This is a genomic window from Streptomyces rubradiris, assembly GCF_016860525.1.
Lineage (GTDB): Bacteria > Actinomycetota > Actinomycetes > Streptomycetales > Streptomycetaceae > Streptomyces > Streptomyces rubradiris.
In genome coordinates, this window is sequence record NZ_BNEA01000005.1 from 10,065 (window position 1) to 33,597 (window position 23,533).

The 23,533-nt window shown below is 73.3% G+C and carries 13 protein-coding genes and 2 pseudogenes; 11 read left to right on the plus strand and 4 right to left on the minus strand.

Annotation, left to right across the window (positions count from 1 at the left end):
* The first annotated feature begins 303 nt into the window (after nucleotides 1-303).
* The 7 genes from Srubr_RS09060 (at nucleotide 304) to Srubr_RS09090 (ending at nucleotide 16,046) form a co-directional block, all read left to right on the plus strand.
* On the plus strand, nucleotides 304-9,585 hold the full coding sequence (locus Srubr_RS09060; RefSeq protein ID WP_189997944.1) for a non-ribosomal peptide synthetase: 9,282 nt from the start codon (nucleotides 304-306) through the stop codon (nucleotides 9,583-9,585).
* Between the two features lie 5 nt (nucleotides 9,586-9,590).
* Nucleotides 9,591-10,781, plus strand: coding sequence for a cytochrome P450 (locus tag Srubr_RS09065; RefSeq protein WP_189997943.1), 1,191 nt, complete (start codon nucleotides 9,591-9,593; stop codon nucleotides 10,779-10,781).
* A 26-nt stretch (nucleotides 10,782-10,807) separates the two neighbouring features.
* On the plus strand, nucleotides 10,808-11,026 hold the full coding sequence (locus Srubr_RS09070) for an MbtH family protein (protein WP_189997942.1): 219 nt from the start codon (nucleotides 10,808-10,810) through the stop codon (nucleotides 11,024-11,026).
* The gene (locus Srubr_RS09075; RefSeq protein WP_189997941.1) at nucleotides 11,023-12,237 is read left to right on the plus strand and encodes an MFS transporter; all 1,215 of its coding nucleotides are present in this window, start codon (nucleotides 11,023-11,025) and stop codon (nucleotides 12,235-12,237) included. The genes Srubr_RS09070 and Srubr_RS09075 overlap by 4 nt, the downstream gene beginning before the upstream one ends.
* A 763-nt stretch (nucleotides 12,238-13,000) precedes the next feature.
* A complete protein-coding gene (locus Srubr_RS09080; protein ID WP_189997940.1) occupies nucleotides 13,001-14,254 on the plus strand; it encodes an ATP-grasp domain-containing protein in 1,254 nt (417 codons plus the stop codon).
* A complete protein-coding gene (locus tag Srubr_RS09085) occupies nucleotides 14,251-15,480 on the plus strand; it encodes an MFS transporter (RefSeq protein WP_189997939.1) in 1,230 nt (409 codons plus the stop codon). The genes Srubr_RS09080 and Srubr_RS09085 overlap by 4 nt, the downstream gene beginning before the upstream one ends.
* A gap of 101 nt (nucleotides 15,481-15,581) precedes the next feature.
* The gene (locus tag Srubr_RS09090; protein ID WP_189997938.1) at nucleotides 15,582-16,046 is read left to right on the plus strand and encodes an ACT domain-containing protein; all 465 of its coding nucleotides are present in this window, start codon (nucleotides 15,582-15,584) and stop codon (nucleotides 16,044-16,046) included.
* A 130-nt stretch (nucleotides 16,047-16,176) separates the two neighbouring features.
* Here Srubr_RS09090 and Srubr_RS09095 read toward each other — a convergent pair whose 3' ends face one another.
* Both Srubr_RS09095 and Srubr_RS09100 read right to left on the minus strand, forming a co-directional pair.
* Complete coding sequence (locus tag Srubr_RS09095) at nucleotides 16,177-17,490, minus strand: KamA family radical SAM protein (RefSeq protein WP_203854937.1); 1,314 nt, start codon at nucleotides 17,488-17,490, stop codon at nucleotides 16,177-16,179.
* Nucleotides 17,487-18,773, minus strand: coding sequence for an aspartate aminotransferase family protein (locus Srubr_RS09100; RefSeq protein WP_189997937.1), 1,287 nt, complete (start codon nucleotides 18,771-18,773; stop codon nucleotides 17,487-17,489). Before Srubr_RS09100 ends, Srubr_RS09095 begins: the two co-directional genes overlap by 4 nt.
* Nucleotides 18,774-19,005: 232 nt before the next feature.
* Between Srubr_RS09100 and Srubr_RS09105 the strand changes: the two genes are divergently transcribed.
* The 3 genes from Srubr_RS09105 to Srubr_RS09115 are packed head-to-tail and all read left to right on the plus strand — an operon-like array spanning nucleotide 19,006 to nucleotide 22,167.
* Complete coding sequence (locus Srubr_RS09105) at nucleotides 19,006-19,965, plus strand: TauD/TfdA family dioxygenase (RefSeq protein ID WP_189997936.1); 960 nt, start codon at nucleotides 19,006-19,008, stop codon at nucleotides 19,963-19,965.
* A gap of 17 nt (nucleotides 19,966-19,982) precedes the next feature.
* Nucleotides 19,983-21,077, plus strand: coding sequence for an alpha-hydroxy acid oxidase (locus Srubr_RS09110; protein WP_189997935.1), 1,095 nt, complete (start codon nucleotides 19,983-19,985; stop codon nucleotides 21,075-21,077).
* Nucleotides 21,078-21,117: 40 nt separating this feature from the next.
* On the plus strand, nucleotides 21,118-22,167 hold the full coding sequence (locus Srubr_RS09115) for a DMT family transporter (RefSeq protein ID WP_189997934.1): 1,050 nt from the start codon (nucleotides 21,118-21,120) through the stop codon (nucleotides 22,165-22,167).
* Here the strand turns inward: Srubr_RS09115 and Srubr_RS42195 are convergent.
* Nucleotides 22,112-22,261: pseudogene (locus Srubr_RS42195) on the minus strand (oxidoreductase); the annotation flags it as partial. The gene Srubr_RS09115 and the pseudogene Srubr_RS42195 sit on opposite strands and share 56 nt — an antisense overlap.
* On the opposite strand from Srubr_RS42195, the pseudogene Srubr_RS09120 reads away from it, so the two are divergent.
* A pseudogene (locus Srubr_RS09120) lies at nucleotides 22,248-22,637 on the plus strand (3-dehydroquinate synthase II); the annotation flags it as partial. The pseudogenes Srubr_RS42195 and Srubr_RS09120 sit on opposite strands and share 14 nt — an antisense overlap.
* A gap of 53 nt (nucleotides 22,638-22,690) precedes the next feature.
* Here the strand turns inward: Srubr_RS09120 and Srubr_RS09125 are convergent.
* Complete coding sequence (locus Srubr_RS09125) at nucleotides 22,691-23,530, minus strand: helix-turn-helix transcriptional regulator (protein WP_229927028.1); 840 nt, start codon at nucleotides 23,528-23,530, stop codon at nucleotides 22,691-22,693.
* Between the last annotated feature and the right edge of the window lie 3 nt (nucleotides 23,531-23,533).

Below are 23,533 nucleotides of genomic sequence, written 5' to 3' on the forward strand. Positions count from 1 at the left end.
CGGAACGCGCCGCAGGCGGCGAACATGGACAGCGCGTGCACCGGTCGGTAGACAGACAGGTGCAGCTCCGGGCGGACGGCCGAGCGTGGCCGCCACCCCGGCGGCTCGCCGTCTCGCAGGCACTCGCCCGTACCCGCCTCAACCCCCAGCCGGACCAGCCCTGTCCGCTGCCCGCGGCGCGGAACCCGCCCGCGCCCCGCGGGGACGGCCACGGCGCGAGCGACGGCACCCGCGACCTGCCGGGGCGACAGCACAGGCCGACGAACTCCTCGCCGCGAAGACCAACGATCAGGAGACTGGCGCATGACCGACATCGACCTGACCAGCCTCACGCCGGAGCAGAAGCGCGTGCTGCTGGCAGAGCGGTTGCGGAGCAAGAACGCCCCCCGGCCGCCGGCGCGCGAGCGGCGGTTCGCCACGTCGTTCCCCCAGCAGCGCATGTGGTTCCTGGACCAGCTCAACCCGGGCAGCGCCGCCTACAACATCCCGGCGGCCGTGCGCGTGCGCGGCCCCCTCGACGTGGAGCTGTGGCGCCGCAGCCTCAACGAGATCGTGCGCCGGCACGAGTCGCTGCGTACCACCTTCGAGGAGACCGACGGCGGCGAGCCCGTACAGGTCGTGCACGAGACCGGCGAGCTGGAGCTGACCGTCGTCGACTGCGCGCACCTGTCCGGCCCCGACGGCGAGGCGGGCGTCAAGGAGCTGGCCCGCCAGGAGTTCACCCGCCCCTTCGACCTGGGCACCGGGCCGCTGATGCGGATGAAGTTCCTGCGCCTGGCCCCCGACGAGCATGTGCTGCTGCTCACCATGCACCACATCGTCGCCGACCTGTGGTCGACGTCGGTGCTCTTCGGTGAACTGGCCGCCCTGTACGAGGGCTACCTGACCGGCGCCGGCGCCGAACTGCCGAAGCTCTCCGTCCAGTACGCCGACTACGCGGCCTGGCAGCGCAAGCAGCTGACCGGACCGGGCTTCGCGGCCGAACTGGAGTACTGGAAGAAGACCCTCGCGGGCGCCGCGCCCATCCTCGAACTCCCCACCGACCGGCCCCGGCCCGCGGTGCTCGGCTCGGCCGGCGCCTCCCGGCCCTTCCGCCTGCCCGCGTCGGTGATGAGCGGCGTGCGCGAGCTGAGCCGGCGCACCGGCACCACCCCGTTCATGACGCTGCTCGCCGCCTATGTCGCGCTGCTGCACCGCTACAGCAGGCAGGAGGACATCGTCGTCGGGGTGCCCGTGGCCAACCGCGGACAGTCCCAGGTCGAGCAGCTCATCGGCTACTTCGTCAACACCCTCGCGCTCCGCAACGACGTCTCCGGCAACCCGGCCTTCACCGAGCTGCTCGGCCGGGTGCGCGGCACCGTCCTCGAGGCCTTCGCCCACCAGGAGGTGCCCTTCGAGCGGCTGGTGGAGGAACTGCGCCCGGACCGCGACCTGTCGCGCTCGCCCCTGTTCCAGGTCTCCTTCGTCTACCAGAACATCCCCGTACCCGAGTTCGGCGCCGGCGGGCTGCGCATGGAACTCATGGAGACCGAGAGCTCCACCGCGCGCTTCGACCTCGAACTGCAGGTGTTCGAGGAGGGCGACGAGCTGAGCGGCTGGTTCGAGTACAACACCGAGCTGTTCGACGCGGCCACGATCGACCGCATGGGCGGCCATCTGCGGGTGCTCCTCGACAACCTGCTCGCCGACCCCGGCCAGCGGATTCTGGACGTCGCGCTGCTGACCGAGGAGGAGCAGCGGGCGCAGTACCGGGAGCGGGCCGACACCCGCCACGAGTGGCCCGACCAGCTGCTGACGCACCAGCGCGTCGAACGGCAGGCGACGCTGCGGCCCGACGCCGAGGCCGTCTACTGCCAGGGCGTCACGCTCACCTACGCCCAGCTCGACGCCTCCGCCAACCGGCTGGCCCGCAGACTGCGCGCCCTCGGGGTCGGACGTGACGTCATGGTCGGGATCTGCCTGGAGCGCTCGCTCGACATGGTCGTCGCCGTGCTGGCCGTGCTGAAGGCGGGCGGCGCCTATGTGCCGGTCGACCCCAAACTCCCCGGCGACCGCATCGCGTTCATGATCGAGGACGCCGGGCTGCCCGTCATGATCACCCAGAGTTCGGTGGCGCCGGGCCTGCCGCGCTCGGGGGCCACGACACTGTGCGTGGACGAGCTGCGCGAGGAACTCGCCGCCGAGTCGGCCGAGCCCCTCGACACACCGGTCGGCGGCGAGGACCTCGCCTACGTCATCTACACCTCGGGCTCGACCGGCCGCCCCAAGGGGGTGCAGCTGCCCCACCGGGCGCTGCGCAACCTCTTCTGGGCGATGAAGCAGTGGCCGGGCATCGACGCCGGCGACAGCCTGCTCGCGGTCACCACGCTGTCGTTCGACATCGCCACGCTGGAACTGCTGCTGCCGCTCGTGGAGGGCGCCCGCGTGGTGCTCGCCACCCGCGAGGTGGCCACCGACGGCAAGCTGCTCGCCGAGGAGATGGCCGCCAGCGGCGCCACCATGATGCAGGCCACCCCCTCGACCTGGCGGATGCTGCTCGACGCCGGCTGGCCGGGACGTCCGGGACTGCGCGGACTGATCTGCGGCGAGGCCCTGCCCCCCGACCTGGCGCGGCGACTGCTGGCCAAGGGGGTGGAGCTGTGGAACATGTACGGCCCCAGCGAGACCACGATCTACTCCCTGGGCACCCGGATCGTGGACGACACGATCACCATCGGCCGCCCGATCGCCAACACCGAGGTGCACATCCTCGACGCCGAGGGCCGCCCGGTGCCGCCGGGCGTCCCCGGTGAACTGTGCATCGGCGGCGCCGGCCTCGCGCGCGGCTACATCAACCGGCCGGAGCTGACGGCCCGGCAGTTCATCCCCAACCCCTTCGACTCCTCCCTCGCCGACCGCCTGTACCGCACCGGCGACCTGGTACGGCGCCGGGTGGACGGCACCATCGACTACCTCGGCAGGCTGGACCACCAGGTCAAACTGCGCGGCTACCGGATCGAGCTGGGCGAGATCGAGTCGGTGCTGATGTGCCAGGAACAGGTGAAGGACTCGGTCGTCGTGGTCCGCGAGGACCAGCCGGGCGACCAGCGCCTCGTCGCCTACGTGGTGCCGGACCGGGCGACCGGGGCGACCGAGGAGCTGCGCCGCCTGCTGCGCGTGGCGCTGGCCGAGAAGCTCCCCGGCTACATGGTCCCGGCCTCCTTCGTGTTCCTCGACGCGCTGCCGCTGACCCCCAGCGGCAAGACCGACCGCGGCGCGCTGCCCGCCCCGGAGGGGCAGGAGACCCGGACGGCGGCCTACGTCGCGCCCCGCGATGCCGGGGAAGAGGCCCTGTGCGACCTGTTCGCCCAGGTGCTGAACGTCTCCCGGGTGGGCATCGACGACGGCTTCTTCGCCCTCGGCGGGCATTCGCTGCTCGCCACCCGGCTGGTGGCGCGGATCCGCGCCACGCTCGGCGTCGAGCTGCCGGTACGCGCCCTGTTCGAGAAGCAGACCGTGGCCGAACTGGCCGAGCTGCTGCGCCGGGGCGACGGCGGGACGCGGCCCGCGCTGACCCCCATGACCCGCCCCGACCCGCTGCCGCTGTCCTTCGCCCAGCGCCGGCTGTGGTTCCTGCACCAGATGGAAGGCCCCTCGCCCACCTACAACCTGCCGGTGGTGCTGCGCCTGACCGGCACCCTGGACGTGGACTGCCTGCGCGCCGCCCTCGCCGACGTCGTCGCCCGCCACGAGGCGCTGCGCACCGTCTTCCCCGACACCGGCGCGGCGGCCTGCCAGCAGATCCTGCACCCCGACGAGGCGCGCCCCGCGCTGCCGGTGACCCGGGTCGACGAGGCCGGCCTGGACGAGGCGGTGACCGCCGCGGTCCGGCACGCCTTCGACCTGGCCCGGGAGATCCCGCTGCACGCGGAGCTGTTCGAGGTCGGCGACGACGTCCACGTCCTGGCCGTCGTCGTCCACCACATCGCGGCCGACGGCTGGTCGCTGGCCCCGCTGCGGCTGGACCTGGCCACCGCGTACCGGGCCCGGCTGGCCGGCCGGGCCCCCGAGTGGGCGCCGCTGCCCGCGCAGTACGCCGACTACGCGCTGTGGCAGCGGCAGTACCTCGGAGCGCAGGACGACCCCGAGAGCGTCTGGTCGCGCCAGCTCGACTACTGGCGCGGCGCGCTGGACGGCCTGCCGGAGCGGATCGCCCTGCCCGTCGACCGCCCCCACCCGGCCGAGGCCTCCCACCAGGGCGACACCCTCACCTTCCAGTGGGACACGGACCTGCACGAGGGACTGGCCCGGCTGGCCCGCGGCTGCGATGTCAGCATGTTCATGGTGCTCGACGCGGCGCTGGCGGTGTTGCTCAGCCGCCTCGGCGCCGGCTCCGACATCCCCGTCGGCGTGGCCACCGCGGGACGCGACGACCCGGCCACCGAGAACCTGATCGGCTTCTTCACCAACACCCTCGTGCTGCGCACCCGCGTGTCGGACCGCCAGACGTTCCGGGAACTGCTCGCCGCGGTGCGCGAGCGCACCCTCGACGCGCTCGCGCACCAGGACATCCCCTTCGAGTCCCTCGTGGACAGCCTGCGGCCGGCCCGCTCGATGTCCCACCACCCGCTCGTGCAGGTCATGCTGTCCTGGCAGACCGTGACCGACGAGACCCTCGACCTGCCCGGCGTCGAGGCGGCGCCGGTGGTCAGGAGCACCGGCACCGCGCGGATGGACCTGGTCCTGCTGGCGCACGAGCGCCTCACGGCCGACGGCACACCGGCCGGCATCGAGGGCGGCATCGAGTACAACGCCGACGTCTTCGACCCGGAGACCGTACGCACCATGCTGCGCAGGCTGCGCCAGGTGGTGCTGGCGATGATCGCCGACCCGGACCAGCCGGTCGGCGACGTCGACCTGCTCACCCCCGCCGAGCGGCACCGCGTGCTGCGGGAGTGGAACGGTACGGCCCCCGAGGCGCCGGCGGCCGGGCTGCCCGAGCTGTTCGAGGCACAGGCGGCCCGCACCCCGGACGCGGTCGCGGTCTCCTGCGGCGACGAACGGCTGACCTACCGCGAGCTGTCCGCGGCGTCGGACCGGCTCGCCGCGCGGCTGCGCGAGCGGGGCATCGGCGCCGACGGCGGCGAGGACGCGGTGTGCCTGCTGATGCAGCGCTCCGTACGGGTGCCCGTGGCCATCCTGGCCGTGCTCAAGGCCGGCGGTGTGTACGTGCCGCTGGACCCCCGCTACCCCGCCTCCCGCATGCGGCTGATCATGGCCGAGACCGGGGCGGACCTGCTCCTGGTGGACGGGGACGCGCTGGAGCCCCCGGCCGCCGACGGGGTGCGCGTCCTCGACGTGGCCGCCGGAGGAGACGCCGGCGCACCGGACGCCGCCGTCCCGCCGGCCGCGGGCGGGCCGGACCGGCTCGCCTACATCATGTTCACCTCCGGTTCCACGGGGCGCCCCAAGGGCGTGGCCGTCACCCACCGGAACGTGGCGAGCCTCGCCGCCGACCACATGTGGCGCGGCGGAAACCACACCCGCGTCCTGATGCACGCTCCGACCGCGTTCGACGCCTCCACCTACGAGCTGTGGGTGCCGCTGCTGTCCGGCGGCCAGGTGGTCGTCGCACCCCCCGGGGAACTCGACCCGGACGTGCTGGTGCGCACCATCCGCGACCACCGGGTCACCGCGGCCTTCTTCACGGCCGCGCTCTTCAACCTGCTGGTCGAACGCGACCCCGCGGCGCTGGCCGGGATGCACGAGGTGATGGCCGGCGGCGAGGCGCTGTCGCCCCCCGTGGTCGCCCGGGCGCTGGCCGCGTGGCCGCGTACGGTGCTGACCAACGGCTACGGCCCCACCGAGACGACGACGTTCGCCGTGCTGCACCGCACCCGCGAGGTCACCGGCGGCACCGTGCCGATCGGCACCCCCATGGACGACACCCGCGCCTACGTCCTCGACGAGCGGCTGCGCCCGGTGCCGGTCGGCGTCCCCGGCGAGCTGTACCTCGCCGGAGCGGGCCTGGCCCGCGGCTACGTCGCCCAGCCCGGCCTGACCGCCCAGCGCTTCGTCGGCTGCCCGTACGGCGCACCGGGCGAGCGCATGTACCGCACCGGTGACCTGGTGCGCTGGTGCGCCGACGGGCGGCTCGAGTACCTGGGCCGGACCGACGACCAGGTCAAGATCCGCGGCTTCCGCATCGAGCCGGGCGAGATCGAGAACGTGCTCGGCGCGCACCCGGCCGTGGCGGACGCCGCCGTGGTGGTGCACACCAAGCCCTCCGGCGGCAAGGACCTCGTCGGCTACGCCGTGCTGGCCGACGGCGCCCACGCCGAACCCGCCGAGCTGCGCTCGTACGTGGCCGAGCGACTGCCGCAGTACATGGTGCCGGTCGTGGTGACGGTCCTCGACGCGTTCCCGATGACCGGCAACGGCAAGCTCGACCGCCGTGCGCTGCCCGCCCCGGACCTCGGCGCCGGCACCGTCTCCCGTGCGGCGCGCACCCCGGTCGAACAGACCCTCGCCGCCGTGTTCGCCGACGTGCTCGGGCTGCCCGAGGTCGGCGCCGAGACCGGCTTCTTCGACCTGGGCGGGGACAGCATCCAGGCCACCCAGCTGGTCGCCCAGTCCCGCACGGCCGGCCTGGTGTTCACCGTCCGGGACGTGTTCACCCACCAGACGGTGGAGGGCATCGCCCGGGTGGCGCGGCCGGCCGGCGAGGACGCCGCGGCGCGCGTCACGGACATCGGCACCGGTGAGATCCCCCTGCTGCCCGTCATGGAACGGCAGCGGCAACTGGGCGGATCGGTGGTCGGCTTCGACCTGTCCGCGACCGTCGGCCTGCCGGCCGGCGTGGACGAGGACCGGCTGACCGCGACGCTCCAGGCGGTCGTCGACCGGCACGACGCACTGCGCACACGGCTGGTGGCCGGGCCCGGCGGACAGTGGTCGCTGCACGCCGACGAGCCCGGCACGCCGCGGGTCGCCGACCTCCTGCGCCGCGTGGACACCAGCACGCTGGCGGACGCGGACGCGCGGGCACTGATCGCCGAGGAGACGGCCGCGGCCAAGCGGCGGCTCGACCCGGCGAAGGGCGCGATGCTCCAGCCGGTGTGGTTCGACGCCGGGCCGGGCAGGCCGGGCCGGCTGCTGCTGGCCGTGCACCACTTCGCCGTCGACGGCGTGTCCTGGCGGATCCTGCTGTCCGACATCGCCGTCGCCTGGGAGGCGGTGAGCGCGGGACGCGAACCGCTCCTCGCGCCGGTGGGGACATCCCTGCGCGGCTGGGCACGACGGGTGGCCGGCGAGGAGGGCATCACCCGGCACCGCGCCGAACTGCCGGTGTGGCAGGACGTCCTGCGGGACACCGAGCCGCTGCTGGCCGGGGCACCGGACACCGGCCGGGACGTCGCCGGCACCGAGGGGCGGCTGACGCTGACCCTGCCGGCCGAGGACACCGCGCCGCTGGTCGGACAGGTGCCCTCGGTGTTCCGCCGCGGCATCCAGGACCTGCTGCTGACCGCCTTCGGACTCGCCCTCGGCCGGTGGCGCGAACACCGCCACGGCCGCACGGGCGGCCCGGTGGTGCTGGACATCGAGAGCCACGGCAGGCACGAGCACCTGGTCGACGGCGCCGACCTGTCCCGCACGGTGGGCTGGTTCACCAGCGTTCACCCCGTACGCCTGGACTGCGCGGCGCTGCCCTGGGACGTGGTCACCGGGGCGGGCGGTGCACTGGCGGACGCCGTCGCGCAGACCTCGGCGCACCTGCGGGCGCTCCCGGCGAACGGCCTCGGCTACGGAGTACTGCGCTACCTCGACCCGCAGAACGCGCCGCGGCTCGCGGAACTGCCCGCACCGCAGGTGCTGTTCAACTACCTCGGCCGGGTGCCCGTCACCGACGAGGAGCGGCCCTGGCTGCCGCTGCGCGACGACACCGCGCCCGGCACCGCCGGCGCGCTGCCGCCGTCCCACCCGCTCCAGGTCAACGCCGTCACCCAGGACGGCCCGGACGGCCCGCGGCTGGTGGCCCACTGGAGCTGGGCGGGTGCGCTGCTCACCGAGGACGAGGTCCGGGAACTGGGCCAGGCCTGGTTCGAGGCGCTGCGCGCCCTGACCCGGTGCGCCGGCGCGGTGGAGGACGGCACGGTGCGGCTGCCCGACGGCGACGACCGCCACGCCGCGGCCGTCGGCGCCGCCGACCTGCTGGGCGCCACGATCCCCAGGGCCGACCACAGCCACGGCACCGGGCTGTCCTTCGGGCAGCTGGAGTTCCTGCTCCAGCCGGTCGGCCCCAACCACGCGCACCACGCCGTCATCACCGCCTACCGGGTGCGCGGCGAGCTGGACACCGCCGCGCTGCGCCGCTCCCTGAACGACCTGGTGCGCCGACACGACATCCTGCGCACCCGCTATGTCCAGCGCGGCTCCGCGACCCTGCAGTTCGCCGACGGCCGGCCCGAGTGGCCGCTGGAGACCGCCGACCTGCGGGCCGGTGAGGACGAGACGCGGCAGGAACGGCTGCGGGAGATCCTCACCGAGCAGACCAGGCGGCCGTTCCGCATCGAGGACGGGAACCTGGTGCGGGCCCTGCTCGTGCGGCTCGCCGACCGGGAACACGCCCTGGTCCTCGTCGCCCACCACATCCTGGTGGACCACTGGGGCTTCCTCGTGGTCTTCGACGAACTGTCGCAGCTGTACGCGGCCCACGCGGCCGGCCGGCGCCCGCAGCTGCCCGACGTGCCGGTCCAGCACCTGGACTACGCGGCCTGGGAACAGGGACTGCTGGCCAGTGGCGCGCTCGACGAGCACATCGCCCACTGGCGCAGGGAGCTGGACGGCGCGGCCCGCACACTCGACTTCGAGGCGCCCGAGCACCAGCTCGACGACTTCATCGAGGGCTTCAGCCACAGTGTCGTGGTCGGCGCCGAGGTCATGACGGCGGTGAAGGAGGCCGCCCGCCGCGAGGGCGTGACCCTGTTCATGATGCTGATGTCGGCGTTCCACGTGCTGCTGCACAGCTACTCGGGCGCGACGGACATCGCCGTCAGCCACCCGCTGGCCGGCCGCGAACGGCCGGAGACCAAGACGATGGTCGGCCCGTTCATCAACATCATCCTCAACCGCTCGCGGATGGCGGACGATCCCCCCTTCCGCGAACTGGTCCAGCGGGTCCTGCGGGGCGAGCTGGACGCGTACTCCCACCAGAACGTCCCGGTGCGCGCGCTCGTGCACGACGGCGTCGTCGGCGACGGCAACCAGCTGCCCCTGCGCGTGATGCTGAACCTGCTCGGCGTGCCCACCCGGACGCTCACCCTGGAGGGGCTGGAGGTGACGCCGCTGGGCGCCCGGGTCGGCGACGTGACCCCGCTCCCGGAGCTGATCACCGCCATCGAGCCGCACAACCTCGACCTCTACCTGGTGGCCCGCGAGGTCGAGGGCGAACTCCACGGCCTGTGGGTGTACTCGCCGGACTACATAGAGCCGGCCGTCATGGGCGCCATCGTCCGCCAGTGGCCCCGGGTCCTGGAACTCGTGGCCACCGAGCCCGAGCTGACGGTCTCCCAGCTGCGCGCGCGCGTGCGGGCCGAACAGGAGTAGAGAAGATGACCGACATCACACACGCCGTCACCAACGGGCTGCCCACCCACCGGGAAGCGCCGTTCGACCCGCCCCGGGTGCTGCGCACCGAGGGCCCGATCGCCCGGATGACCTTCCCCGACGGATACGAGGGATGGCTCGTCACCGGGTACCGGCAGGGCCGGCAGATCCTGTCCGACAAGCGGTTCAGCTCCGCCGCCTCGCACAAGCACCTGGCGTTCCCCTCCGACCGCCCGTCGGACCTGGAGGCGGACATCCCGGGCCTGTTCGAGCACATGGACCCGCCGGACCACACCCGCTTCCGGCGGCGCCTGGCCGGCCAGTTCACGCTGCGCCGCATGCGGCTGCTCGCCGCGCGGATCGAGGAGATCACCGCGCAGTACGCCGACGCGATGCTGCGCAAGGGACCGCCCGCGGACCTGGTCGCCGACTACGCCGTGCCGGTGTCCTCGCAGGTGATCTGCGAGCTGCTCGGCGTGCCGGTCGGCGACCGGGACCGGTTCGTGGGCGACTCGGAGAACCTGCTGCGCCTGGACGTCGACCCGCAGGAGGCACAGGCCGCGCTGAAGGACCTCGTCGACCTCACCGGCGAGCTGCTGCTGCGCAAGCAGGCCGAACCGGACGACGACGTGCTGAGCGTGCTGGTGGCCGGGGACGACATCACCCTGCAGGAGTCCATCGGCGCCACCCTGCTGCTGCTGGTCGCCGGGCACGAGACCACCGCCAGCATGCTCTCGCTCGGTACCTACGCGCTGCTGGACAACCCCGGTCAGATGGCCCTGCTGCGCGCGGACGAGTCGCTGATCGAGAACGCCGTCGAGGAACTGCTGCGCTACCTCACCGTCGTCCACGTGGGCGTGCAGCGCACCCCCACCGAGGACGTCGAGATCGACGGGGTGACCCTGCGCAAGGGGGAGACGGTGCTGATCCACCTGCCCACCGCGAACCGCGACCCCGAGCAGTTCGCCGACCCGGACCGCCTGGACGTCACCCGGGGCGGACACGGCCACCTCACCTTCAGCCACGGCATCCACCAGTGCCTCGGGCAGCAGCTGGCCCGTCTGGAGCTGCGCATCGGCTACACCGCCCTGCTGCGGCGCTTCCCGGAGCTGCGCATCGCCGGGAACCCGGACGAGATCCCGATGCGCTCCGACATGGCCGTCTACGGCGTGCACCGGCTGCCGGTGACGTGGTGAGCGGCCGCGGCGAGCAGGAGGGCACGATGGCTAACCCGTTCGACGATCCCGACGGCGTCTACCAGGTTCTGGTCAACGCCGAACAGCAGCACAGCCTCTGGCCGCAGGACATCGCGGTCCCCGCGGGCTGGACGCCGGTGTTCGGCCCGGACACCCGCAACGCCTGCGTCGACTACGTCGAGTCCCACTGGAGCGACATGCGCCCGGCCGCGCTGCGGGCGGCCGCGGCGCGGACGAACCGGTGACGACCGCGACGGCGGTGCCGCGATCGCCCCTGCGGAGCGGGCAGTTCCGCAGGGTCGTCGCCGCGGAGTTCATCTCCTCCGTCGGCACCCAGATGACGACGCTCGCCCTGCCCTGGTTCGTGCTGACGACCAGTGGCTCACCGGCGCGCATGGGCCTGGTGTTCCTCATCCAGATCCTGCCGGTGCCGCTGCTGAGCATGCCGGCGGGACTGCTGGTGGCCCGCTGGGGCGCCCGCCGCGTGACGGTCGTCGGAGATGTGTGCAACGCGGCGCTGTCGGCCGCGGTGCCCGCGCTGTACCTCGCGGACATGCTGCCGTTCTGGGCGCTGGCGGTGATCGTGGCCCTGTTCGGCTGTGTCGCGTCGGCCTATCTGTCCGCGCAGCGCATGCTGCTGACCGAGACCATCGGCTCCGACGAGGGCCTGGTCACCGCCGGCAACGCCCTGTTCGAGACGGCGACGTCGACGGCGCGGCTGGTCGGCCCGGCGATCGCCGGGTTCCTGATCGCCCGGTTCGACGCGCTCGACGTGCTGTGGCTCGACGCGGTCTCCTTCGCCGTGTCGGCCGCGCTGCTGACCGGGCTGCCCCGCCGGGCGCCGGCCCCGCAGGCGCCGCCGGCGCACAACATGGCGGAGGGCGTGCGGTATCTGGTCCGGGATCCGGTGCTGCGCACGATGTCGCTCGCCGTGCTCGGGTACGGCACGCTCATGCCCGTCGTGATGCTCGCCCTGCCCGTCCTGGCCAGGACCCGCTACGACGCCGACCCGCACGTGGCCGGCTGGCTGCTGGCGGCGTGGGGCGGTGGCACGGCGCTGGGCACCGTCGCGGTCGCCCGGATCGCCCGCCGGGTCCCGCCCGTCCGGCTGGCGGCGGCGGGCGGCCTCGGTGCGGCGCTCCTGCTGTGGTTCCTGCCGTGGGACCAGCCGGTGACGACGCTGGCGCTGACGGTGGCGGCCGGCTGCATGTTCCTGCCCGGGGTGACCGCGCCCGCCGTGGCCCTGATGACGCTGCGGCCGCCGGAGCACCTGCGCCCGCACGTGGTCCCGGTGTTCGGCGCCGTCGTCTTCGTCGCGAGCCCGGTCGCCTACGGCGTGGCCGGGCTGCTCTTCGAGCAGCTCGCGGTGGGCACGGTGCTCACGGCGGTCGCCGTCCTCGCGAGCCTGTGCGCGCTGCTGCTGCTGGGCCTGGCACGGCGCCCCGGCACCCGCTGAGACGGCGGTGCGCCGAAAAGCCGGCCGCCGCCTCGGTGACCGCCGGGGCGGCGGCCGGCTTCCCCCCCCCGCCCGGCAGGACACCGGTGTCCGCCCCGCGCGGCGCGGGGCCCGGCCCGCCACCGGGCGCCCGGATGTGCCTTTGGGCACGGTGACATGTCACGGAAGTCGTAGCGCCGCCGGTCCCGCCGTCCGCGGTGCCCTAGGGTCCTGGGCGCCCCCGGGCCGGACCCGCCGACGACAGGAGGGACGCCGACGGTGTCCTCGGCTCCGACTCCCATGACGCCGGGCCCCCTCGGCCACGGCCGGCGCGCGACGGCCCCCGGCCCGCCCGGCAGCCGGCCCGCCGTCGTCGCGATGCCCGGCGGACCGCACCGTGCCCCGCTCCGGCGCCGGGAGCGGGTGAGGGGACGTCCGCGGCCGGACGGACCCGCGGCACGGCACACCGCTTCCCCTCCGGCCCGGCCGGCCGCGGGCCGCGGACCCGCGAGACCCGCACGGCGGTGGCCGGCCGGCTCACCGGCGGCGCGCCCCTGGTGCGGCACGCAGCGGTCCGGACCGGTCCCCGGCACAGGCCCCCGAAGCCCCGGCAGGCCCGCGGCGCCCGCGGCTCTCCCGTCCCGGGGCGGCCGTGGCACGCGCCGCGCGGGGCGGGCGCCGCCCGCCGGCTCGCCGACGGCACACACACCCCCCACTCCCCGGAGCCCCCTGGCGGTACGGCCACGGTGTCCGCCAAGGCCCGGCAACAGGAAGAAAGGCCGACATGAAGAAAATCATCCTTATCGGAGTCAATGCGACGAGCGCCAAGTACGTGCCCCAGGCGCTGCGTTCGGCGGGATTCGAGCCCGTCTTCCTGGCGGACCCCGACGCGTTCACCGGCCGGTCCGCGCACAGCCTGCGCGACTGCGCCTGCCTCCCGGTGAACATCCAGGACCGTTCCGCGGTGCTGCGCGCGCTGGCCGACCACCCGTCGGTCACCGAGGGGGCGTTCGCCGTCACCGGCCTGTACGACGAGAAGTTCCCGCTCATCGCGGAGATCGCCGCCACCTACGACCTGCACGGCCCGGAACCGGTCGCCGTACGGCTGGCCGCCAAGGACGAAGTCGCCGCTCTCATACCGGAGTTCAGCCCGCCCACCGTGCGCTTCACCGGCGCCGAGGCGGCCCGGCTGGCCGTCGACCCGGCCGCCCTCGGCCCGGTGCCCGACGGCTACGTCCTCAAGCCGGCCGAGCAGGCCGGCGGACGCGGCGCGACACGGCTGCCGCGGGGCGCCCGGCCCGCCGACGTGCGGGACGCGCTGGCCGCCAGCAGCCTGCCGCAGGACCCCACCCGCTCGTGGGTGCTGCAGGCGGACATCCGCGGCCCGCTGTTCAGCCTGGAGGGGTACGTCTCCGACGGCCGGATCGTGTTCATCGACTTCTCCCAGCGCGGGCGCATCGCCTGGACCGAGGTGAGCAACCTGCTCCCGGCCGACCGGCGGCTGCCGCGCGACGCCCAGGAGCGGTGCAAGGCGGCCGTCACGGCGCTCGTCGAGCGCTCCGGTTTCGGCCAGGGCTACTTCCACTGCGAGTTCCTGCTCCAGGACGGACAGCCGTACCTCATCGACGCCAACGCCGGACGCCTCGGCGGCGGCGCCGTCGTCGAGCAGCTCGCGCTCTCCCACGGCCTGGACCCGGTCGAGATCCTCGCCCATGTGCTGACCCTGGGCCTGCCGGCCGCCGGCACGAGCCCGGAACCCGCCTACCGTCCCCTGGGCAGCGGCAGGGCCACCCTGTCGTACTACTACGGCCTCGAGGGCGGCGGACGGATCACCTCGGTGTCCGTGCCGGAGGGCGGGCGCTGCTTCCACACCCGGGTCGTGCCGGACGGCGGACGCGTCGGCCCCGTGGGCACCGGCGACTCCGCCTGGATCGGCATGCTCACCGGGTTCGCCGACGACGTGACCCGGGACATCGAGGGCGTCGTGGTGCACACCCCCGACGGCCCGCGCCCGGCGGCCTGGGTCGCACCGTCATGACCGGTGTGCGCGGCGCCCCGCCCGGCGGCTGGGCGATCTACGCCGTCCGCTTCCTCACCTACAGCACCTGGGGAGTGCTGTACCCGTTCTTCACCGTGTGGCTGCTGGACCAGAAGCTGTTCTCGGCCGCGGACTGCGGGCTGATCACCGGCGCCGCGGTGCTGGCCAACCGGCTCGGCTCGCTGGCGTTCGTCCGCGTCCTGCCACCGGGCGGCGAGCGCCGTGCCATCGTCGGCTCACAGCTCGCGATGGCGGCGGCGGCGGCCGTGATGTGCGCGATGGCGCTGCTGACCGTCCGGTCCCTGGTGGGCTGGACGCTGGTGTCGGCGGCCTTCGGGCTGGCCGGCTCCCTCGCCACCCTCGCGCAACTCACCCTGATAGTGCGCCAGTTCGGCCCGGGGGAGATCCGCAGGGCCTTCTCCTACGAGAACGTCGCACTGAACGCCGCGGGCGGCCTCGCCCCGTTCGTCTCCTCGCTGGCCTACGCCGCCACGGGCCGGCTGTACGTGCTGGCCCCGATCGGCTTCGCCGTGCTCGCGGGTCTGCTGGCGGCCCGCCTGAGACCGGGGCGCGCACCCGCCGCCGAGGCACCGGCGACCGCGCCGGACACCCTCCCGGCCCGGCGACGCGGCATGTTCCTCCTGCTCGGGGTCAACTTCCTGACCCACGTGACCTACGCGCAGTTCTACGGAGTGTTCGCCGTCTACGCGGAGCCCAGCCTCGGGGCGCGCAACATCGGTCTGCTGTTCGCCTTCGCCAGCGTCACCATCGTGGTGCTGCAGTCCCTGGTGACCCGGTGGGCGCGCGGGGCCGGCGAACCGGCGCTCATCGCGGCCGCCAACCTGACGCTCGGGGCGGGCACGGCACTGCTCGTCGCCCCCGAGGGCGGCATGGCGCTGATGGCCCTGGCCGTGGTCGCCATCTCCGTCGGCGAGATGCTCTACGGCCCCGTCTACCAGACGCTGGCCGTGAACGTCTCCGGCGGGCGGACCAGCCTCGCGGTCGGCTCCCTGACCTTCGTGTGGGGCGTGTCCGAATCCCTCGCGGTGGCGGCGGGCCTGTGGCTCATCGGGGCGGGGCACGGAGCCCTGACGTTCGTGGCCGGGACCTGCGCGGCCGTGGCCGTCGTCCTGATCGTCGCCGTCCTGCACCGCCGCTTCAGCGCCATGGCGGGCACGGCCGAGGCCGCGCCCGCCGTCCGGCGCGCGGCCGGTACCACGTCATGACGGGCCGGGGAGGCACCCGCTCCGTCGCCCGTACGGAACGCCTTCGACCATCTTTCGGGGACCGTCGTGGTCTTCCGGACCGCAAGGGAGCTGACCCAGTCATGCTGGAAGCCGAGGACCGTGTGGTGGCTGTGTCCCACGAGCCGGGCCACGCCCGGATCACGTTCGTCACCGGCTCCGGGGACGTCCCGTTGCGCGGGAGGGAAGTCCTCGCCCTGCTGGCCGACGCGTCCGCGCCGGTCGACGTGACGACCCGCTGGACGGACCGCTCGGGCCGGCACGGCTGGGACTTCACCGTGCCGGCCGAGGAGGTCGGCACCGTCACGAGCCTGCTCACCACCCTGCCCGGCAGCCTCGCCGTCGACGCGGCGGTGGCGAAGGTGTCCGTCGTCGGCGCCGGGTTGATGAGCGACCCCCGGATCACGGGACGGATGCTGCAAGCGCTGCTGGGCAGGGGGATCGACCCGCTGTCCGTGACCACCTCGCAGAGCCGGATCTCCGCGACGGTGCCCGAGACGGACGGCGCCCGCGCGGTGGCGGCCCTGCACGACGAGTTCCTGGCCTGACCTGACCGGCGCGGGCCGTCGGACGGCCCGGTCGGTTCGAAAGGGCCGGAAACAGCGGCACCGGTCGGGAACCACCAACAGAAGCGAGAGCCCAGGCCGGCCGGCCTGGGCTCTCCTGGTGTGCGGCGGGTCAGCCTTCCGCCTGCCAGAACCACGGTTCGTCGAAGGCGGGCTTGAGGTCGTCGAACCACACCGCGTGCTCGTCGAGCTTCGCGAAGAACGGCCGCCCCACCCAGTCGGGGTCGCGCGCCTGCAGAAAACGGCAGCAGAACACGTCCTGACCGGCGATCCGGGCGGTGCCGTCGAGCACCACCTTGCCCGGCGAGGCGGACATCACCGGCCCGCGTGCCGTGCGCTCCAGCCCGGAGACGGCGGATATCGCGTCGCGGTAGACGGAGACCGCCCGGCGCAGCGGCAGTTCGAAGTACTGGCTGGCCCCGGTGTCCCGCTCCACGAACATGTAGTAGGGCACCACCCCGAGGTTGGTCATCGTCCGCCACATCCGCGCCCACACCGCCGGGTCGTCATTGACGTGACGCACCAGGGGCGCCTGCGCCCGGATCACCGCACCGGTGTCCCGGATGCGCCGGATGGCCTCCCGGCAGGCTTCGGTCTCCAGCTCGTTGTAGTGCGAGAAGTGTGCCATCACGGCGACGTGCCTGCCGAGCGAGGTGGCCCGTTCCAGCAGCCGCAGCAGCTCGTCCGCGTCGTCGTCGGTGGTGAACCGGTACGGCCAGTACGACAGCGCCTTGGTGCCGAAGCGGATGTTGCGGATGTGTTCGAAGCGGGGCTCCAGCAGCGGGGTGACGTAGGCCCGGAGCCGCTCCGTGGACATGATCATCGGGTCCCCGCCGGTGAACAGCACGTCCGAGACCTCGGGGTGCCCGGAGAGATAGCCGAGCGCCTGCTCCGGCCCGGACACGGCCTGCTTCAGCTCCGCCACGCCGATGAACTGCGCCCAGCGGAAGCAGTATCCGCAGTAGGCGTGGCAGGTCTGGCCCTGCCCGGGGAAGACGAGCACGGTCTCCCGGTACTTGTGCTGCAGCCCGTTGAGCGCCCCGTTCTCCCCCTGCGGCACATTCGCCTGCAGCTGGTCCCCGGGGTGCGGATTGAGGCTCAGCCGCGCCTGGTTGACCGCGGCGCGCAGCTCCTCCCGGCCGGCGTCGCGGTCGATCAGCGCCGCGATCTCGTCGAAGACCGGCTGCGGCAGCATGCCGCGGTCCGGGAAGGTGAGCCGGTAGAGGGGATCGTCCGGGGCCCGGTCCCAGTCGATCAGTTCGTCGAGCACGTAGTTGTTGACCTTGAACGGCAGGACCGAGCTGACCACCCGGATGTCCCGGCGGACAGCCGGGTCCAGCCGCTGCACCTGCGGCAGCGTGGCCAGCCGCGCCCCGGGAACCGCCCGCATCCGCATCGTGCGTGCCGTGCCTGACTCGACGGTCATACCCGCTCCTCCCTCCGGTCCGCGTGCGCCTGCCCGGTGGCCGTGGCGACGGCACGGGACAGCGCGCGCAGCGCTTCGTCGACCTGGTCGTCGTTCACCGTCAGCGCGGGCAGCAGCCGCAGTACGTTGCGCAGCGGCCCGCCGATCTGCAGCAGCAGCCCCTCGGTGACGGCCGCCTGCTGGACCCGGAGCACGGTGGCGGGGTCCGGCTGCCCCTGGGCGTCGGAGAACTCCCAGCCGAGCATGAGGCCGAGCCCGCGGACGTCTCCGGTGATGTCGTGGTCGGCCGCGATCCGCTTCAGGCCCTCGGCCAGGGAGCGGCCCTGCCGGGCCGCGTTCGCCACCAGCTCCTCCCGCTCGATGACGTCCAGGGTGGCGAGCGCGGCGGCGCACGCCACCGCGTTGCCGCCGTACGTCCCGCCCTGGGAGCCCGCGGGCGCCGCGGCCATCAGCTTCTCCGAGGTGGCCATCACGGACAGCGGGAGCCCGCTGGTCATGCCCTTGGCGGCGACGAGGATGTCCGGCTCGACCCCGGAGTGCTGGTGTCCCCAGAACCGTCCGGTGCGGCCGAACCCGGTCTGCACCTCGTCCATGACCAGCAGGAAGCCGTGGCGGTCGGCGCGCTCGCGCAGCCCCTGCAGGAAGGCGGTGCCGGCGGGGACGAACCCGCCCTCGCCCAGCACCGGTTCCACGATGAGGGCCGCGGTGTCCTCCGGGGCGGTCACCGTCGCCAGGAGGTAGTCGAGTTCCTGCAGGGCGAACCGGATGGCCGCGTCCTCGCTCCAGCCGTACCGGTAGGCGGTCGGGAACGGCGCGATGTGCACCCCGCTCATCAGGGGTGCGTAGCCCGTGCGGAACCGGGGGCTGGACGTGGTCAGCGAGGCGGCGCCCACCGTGCGGCCGTGGAAGCCGCCGTGGAAGACGATGACGTTGGGACGGCCCGTGGCCTGCCGGGCCAGGCGCAGCGCCGCCTCCATGGCCTCGCTGCCGGAGTTGGCGAAGAACAGGGACTGAAGGGGAGCCGGAAGCACCTGTCCCAGCCGCTCGCACAGGTCGAGCAGCGGACGGTGCCGGACCGTCACGTACTGACCGTGAATCAGTTTGCCGGCCTGCTCGGCGATCGCGTCGACCACGGCGGGGTGGCAGTGTCCCGTGCTGGTGACCCCGATGCCCGCGGTGAAGTCCAGATACCTCTGTCCATCCTCCCCGAACACGTCAAGCCCTCTGGCATGGCTGACGGTTACCGGGGTCGCCTGTTTGAGAACAGGTGATAAGCGTGCCATGGTCGTCCCTCCGCGTCGGTGCACCCCTGTGGCGCTCCGCCGCCAGCTGACGGTAGTCAGGCCGACCCTGAAAGACAACCGGACAGTCGGTTTTCTATGCGGTTGACAAAACCAGACGGTCGGTTTTGAAATGGGCTCGGCCAGCACGCCGCCACCAGGCACCAGCGGCATGCCACCAGGACACCAGTGGTTGATCACCTGCCGGTCAGCGCAGGGGAATTGCGAGGAATCGATGACTGCGGCGTTACTGGAACTGAACGATCAAGAACGTTCGGTCATGTGGGAACGGGCCGAACAGATCGTGCACCAAGGCCCCGATGCCGTCCGCCCCGACGACCTGCCCGAGCGGGTGCGGCAAGCGGTACGGCGCTTCGGCGAGGACTCGGGCACGACGGGTTTCCTGCTGCTGCGCGGCCTGGAGGTCGGCGAGCTCCCGCCCACCCACTCCGACGGCGAACCCGCGACCCTGCCGGGCCACGGCACGGCCGGCCTGGCCATGATCATCGCCGAGACGCTCGGCACCATGATCGGCTACGCCGACGAGAAGAACGGCGACCTCGTCCACAACGTGCAGCCGCTGCCCGGCGAGGAGACCCGGATCGAGGGCTCCGGCTCGGTGGCGTTCGACTTCCACATCGAGAACGTCCACCACGCCCTGCGCCCGGACTTCATCGGCCTGATCTGCCTGCGGCAGGACCACGACAAGGTCGCCGCGACCCGCGTCTCCTCCGTCCGGGAGGCCGTCGAGCGGCTCAAGCCGTCGACCCTGGACGTCCTGCGGGAATGCCAGTTCTACAGCAACTACCCGGGCTCCTTCACCCGGGACAGCACCGTGGAACCCGCGCCGGCCGGCCCCCACCCGGTCCTCTTCGGCGACGCCGGCAAACCGCTCATGCGCTTCAACTCACACAACACCGTCTCCCTGAGCAAGGCGGGCCGCGCCGCCCTGCGCGCGCTGGCCGAGGCACTGGAGGAGGTCTGCCACGAGGTGATCATGCAGCCGGGCGACTGCGCCCTGCTGGACAACCACGTCGCGGCGCACGGACGGTCGGCGTTCACCCCCCGCTACGACGGGCAGGACCGGTGGCTGCGCCGGTTCTACTCCATCCAGTCCGTTCCCCGTTCGGTACTGCAGATGATGGGCGGATCACGCGTCATCCCGCCGATCCCGGCCATCCAGGGCATCTGGTGAACCCGCCGGAGACCCCGATGACCGAACTCGACGCGTTGCTGTCGCTCGCCGATTTCGAGCAGCGGTGGACGGCGCAGGCGGACCCGCCCATCGCCCAGTACGTGGCGGGCGGGGCCGGTTCGGACAGCGTGGTGGCGGCCAACACCGCCGCGTTCGGCGACGTGTGGCTGCAGCCGCGGGGACTCCACGACGGTCCGCACACACTCGACACGTCGGTCACCGTACTGGGCCACACCCTCGCCATGCCGCTCCTGCTCGCCCCCACGAGCCCGCAGCGGCTGGTGCACCCGGACGCCGAACTGGCCACCGCGCGCGCGGCGGCCCGCCACGGCCTGCTGTCGGTCGTCAGCACCGACTCGCACCACCCCTACGCCGACATCGCGCGCGAGACGCCCGGACACACATGGTTCCAGCTCTTCCCCTACCGCTCCCGCGCGGACGTCGAGGCCACCTTGGCGTACGCGGAGGAGTGCGGGGCCTCGGCCATCGTGGTCACGGTCGACGCGTCGTTCGCGGCCCGCCGGCTGACCACCCTGCGGGCCGGGTACCGGCTGCCCCCGGGAGTCGACTACGGCACCCTGCGCGCACTGGGCATCCTGCGAGGCGACCCGCCGGCCAGCGGACGGCACGAGAAACTCCCCGTCACCTGGGCCGACCTGGAGTGGATCCGCAACCGGACCCGGCTGCCGCTGCTGGTCAAGGGCCTGGTGCGGCCGGCCGACGTCCGGCGCTGCGTCGAACTGGGCATGGACGCGACCATCGTCTCCAACCACGGTGGCCGCCAGCTGGACGGTGTCGTACCCGCCCTGTTCGCCCTCCGCTCGGTCGTCGAAGCCGTACCGCGCGACCACCCGGTGCTGCTCGACGGCGGAATCCGCTCCGGGACCGACATCGCCAAGGCGATCGCGCTCGGCGCACGGGCCGTGTGCATCGGCAGGCCCTATCTGTGGGGCCTCGGACTCGGCGGCCAGCAGGGGGTGGAGCGCGTCCTGGACATCCTGCGCGCCGAGTTCGACGACGCCCTGCTGCAACTGGGCATCAACACGGTGGACAAGCTGGACGACACGTTCGTGACGGCGGCGCGCCGTCTGACGGCCGTGGCCGCCGGCTGACCCGCCACGGGGACGACGAAGCGAAGGAAGCAGCGGCTCGATGGCGACTCCGAAGGCACACAGCGGCACACCCCCGCGTCCCGTGCGCGCCCCGGGCGGGCACGGGAACGGCGGGGTGCTCGCCGGTATCGCCCTGGCGGTCGCGGCCGCCGCCGCGATGGGCGGTGCCGCCCCCGCCCTGAAGGCCATGGGAACCGCCGGTCTGTCGGCGGTCGACATCATCCAGGCCCGCGCGGTCGTGGGCGCCGTGCTGCTGATGCTCATCGCGGCGGTCGTGCACCGCGGCCGCCTGCGGGTCAGGGTCCGCGACTGGTGGCTGGTCCTGGTGTACGGCACGGTCAGCCTCGCCGTGAACCAGGTCGCCTTCACCATGGCCCTGACCCGGCTGCCCGTGGGTGTCGCGCTGCTGGTGGAGTACCTGTCGCCGGTGCTGGTCGCCCTCTGGGTACGGCTCGTGCAGGGAAAGCAGCTCTCCGGGCTGGTCTGGCTGGGGATCGCGCTCGCCCTCGGCGGCCTCGCGCTGACCGGGCGGGTGTGGTCCTCCGGCGGCGATCTCGACCGGGCCGGCCTGGCGCTCGCCCTGCTGGCGGCCCTGACCATGGCGAGCCGCTTCCTGCTCGCCGAACGAGGACTGCGCGCCTACGAACCCCTGGTGATGTCGGCATGGGGCACCACCGTGGACGCCGCGGTCCTCACCCTGGTGGGCGTGATCGACCCCTTCCCCTTCTCCGCGCTGTGGCGGGACGCCGCGCTGAACGACCACTCCCTGCCGGTGTGGGGGCTGGTGGTCTGGGTGGGCGTGATCGGCATGGCCGGCGGGCTGGCGCTGGGCGTCGCGGCGCAGCGCCGGCTGCCGCCCACCTCGGCCAGCCTGATGCTCACCCTGGAGGTGGTGGCCGGAGCCGTCGCCGCCTACCTGGTGCTCGGCGAGGTGCTGACACCGCCGCAGCTGGCCGGGTCCGTGCTGATGCTCCTGGGCATCGTCCTGTCCCAGTCGGCCGCCCTGCGGCGCCGGCCGCCCGCAGAGGCCGCCGTCACAGATCCGGCACCGGGCGGGGACCGCGGGAGCGGGAGACACAGATCGGCATGAGACCGCCGGCCGCGCGCTCCTCCTCGGTCAGGAGGCTGTCGCGGTGTGCCGGGACACCGTCCAGCACGACGGTCTCGCAGGTGCCGTACATGCCCACCCGCCCGTTCCGGGTGAACGCCGCCGCGCTGCACTCCTACAGCCTCACGCCGAACAACCGCACCCGCTACCTGGCCGAACTGCGTTCCGGTTCCGAGCTGCTGGCCGTGGACACCGACGGCAGGACGCGGCGGGTCGTGGTCGGCCGGATCAAGATGGAGAGCCGCCCGATGCTGCTGATCGAGGCGGAGTCGCCCTCCGGCGGCAAGGTGAACGTGATCGCCCAGGACGACTGGCACGTGCGGGTACTCGGCCCCGGCGGCAGCGTCCACAACATCACCGAACTCAAGCCCGGCGACGTCATCCTCGGCTACGCGCTCACCGACCAGCGCCATGTCGGCTGCCCCATCCGGGAGTTCCAGCAGGAGCAGTGAGCCAGGACCGCCCGTCGGCCCCGTGTCACGGCCTCGGCGGACCGGGCCTCGCCTCAACCGAGTCGCGCGAGCGCGTCCTTCGTCGCCTCGTCGGCCGGGAAACGGGCCAGCAGGTGCACGCGCGGGTCGTCCGCGGCGATCAGCTTCGACTGGCGCAGGGTGAGCCGGCCCACCCTCGGGTGCGCGAAGTCCTTGTACACGGTCCGGTAGTCGGCGACGTCGTGCCGCTGCCAGAAACGGGCGAAGTCGGGTGTGTGGGCCAGCAGATCGGCCACCACCTCCGCGTAGCGGGGGTCCGCGGGCTCCTCGTCGGCGCGCATCCGGAACTGGGCGAGCACCTGCGTGGCCTGGGCCTCCCAGTCCGTCATCAGGGAACGCGCGGGCCGCCAGCCGAAAATGACCCACAGCATGTTGCGGCGCTCGGCCGGCAGCGCGCCGAAGTCCGTGAAGAGCGCCGCCTCCGCCCGGTTCCAGGCCACCACGTCCCAGTGGTGGTCCAGCAGCATCGCCGGATTGGGCTGCAGGGCGTCCAGCAGGGCTTGGAGCTGCTCGTTGCGGCCAGGGCAGCCGCGCACCTCGCCGAGATCCGGGGGCAGTTCGTTGCTGAGCCGGTACAGGTGCCGGATCTCCGGCGCGGAGAGCCTCAAGGCCCGCGCGAGCGAGGCGAGCACCTGACGCGAGACCTTGATGTCCCGGCCCTGCTCCAGCCACGTGTACCAGCTCAGGCTCACCCCGGACAGCGAGGCCACCTCCTCGCGGCGCAACCCGGGGGTACGGCGGCGCGAGAAGTCGGAGATTCCCACGTCCTCGGGAGACAACCGCTCGCGCCGCGACCTCACGAACGCCCCGAGCGTACGGCGGCCGGTGTCACCCAGATCCCTCATGGCTGCCATCGG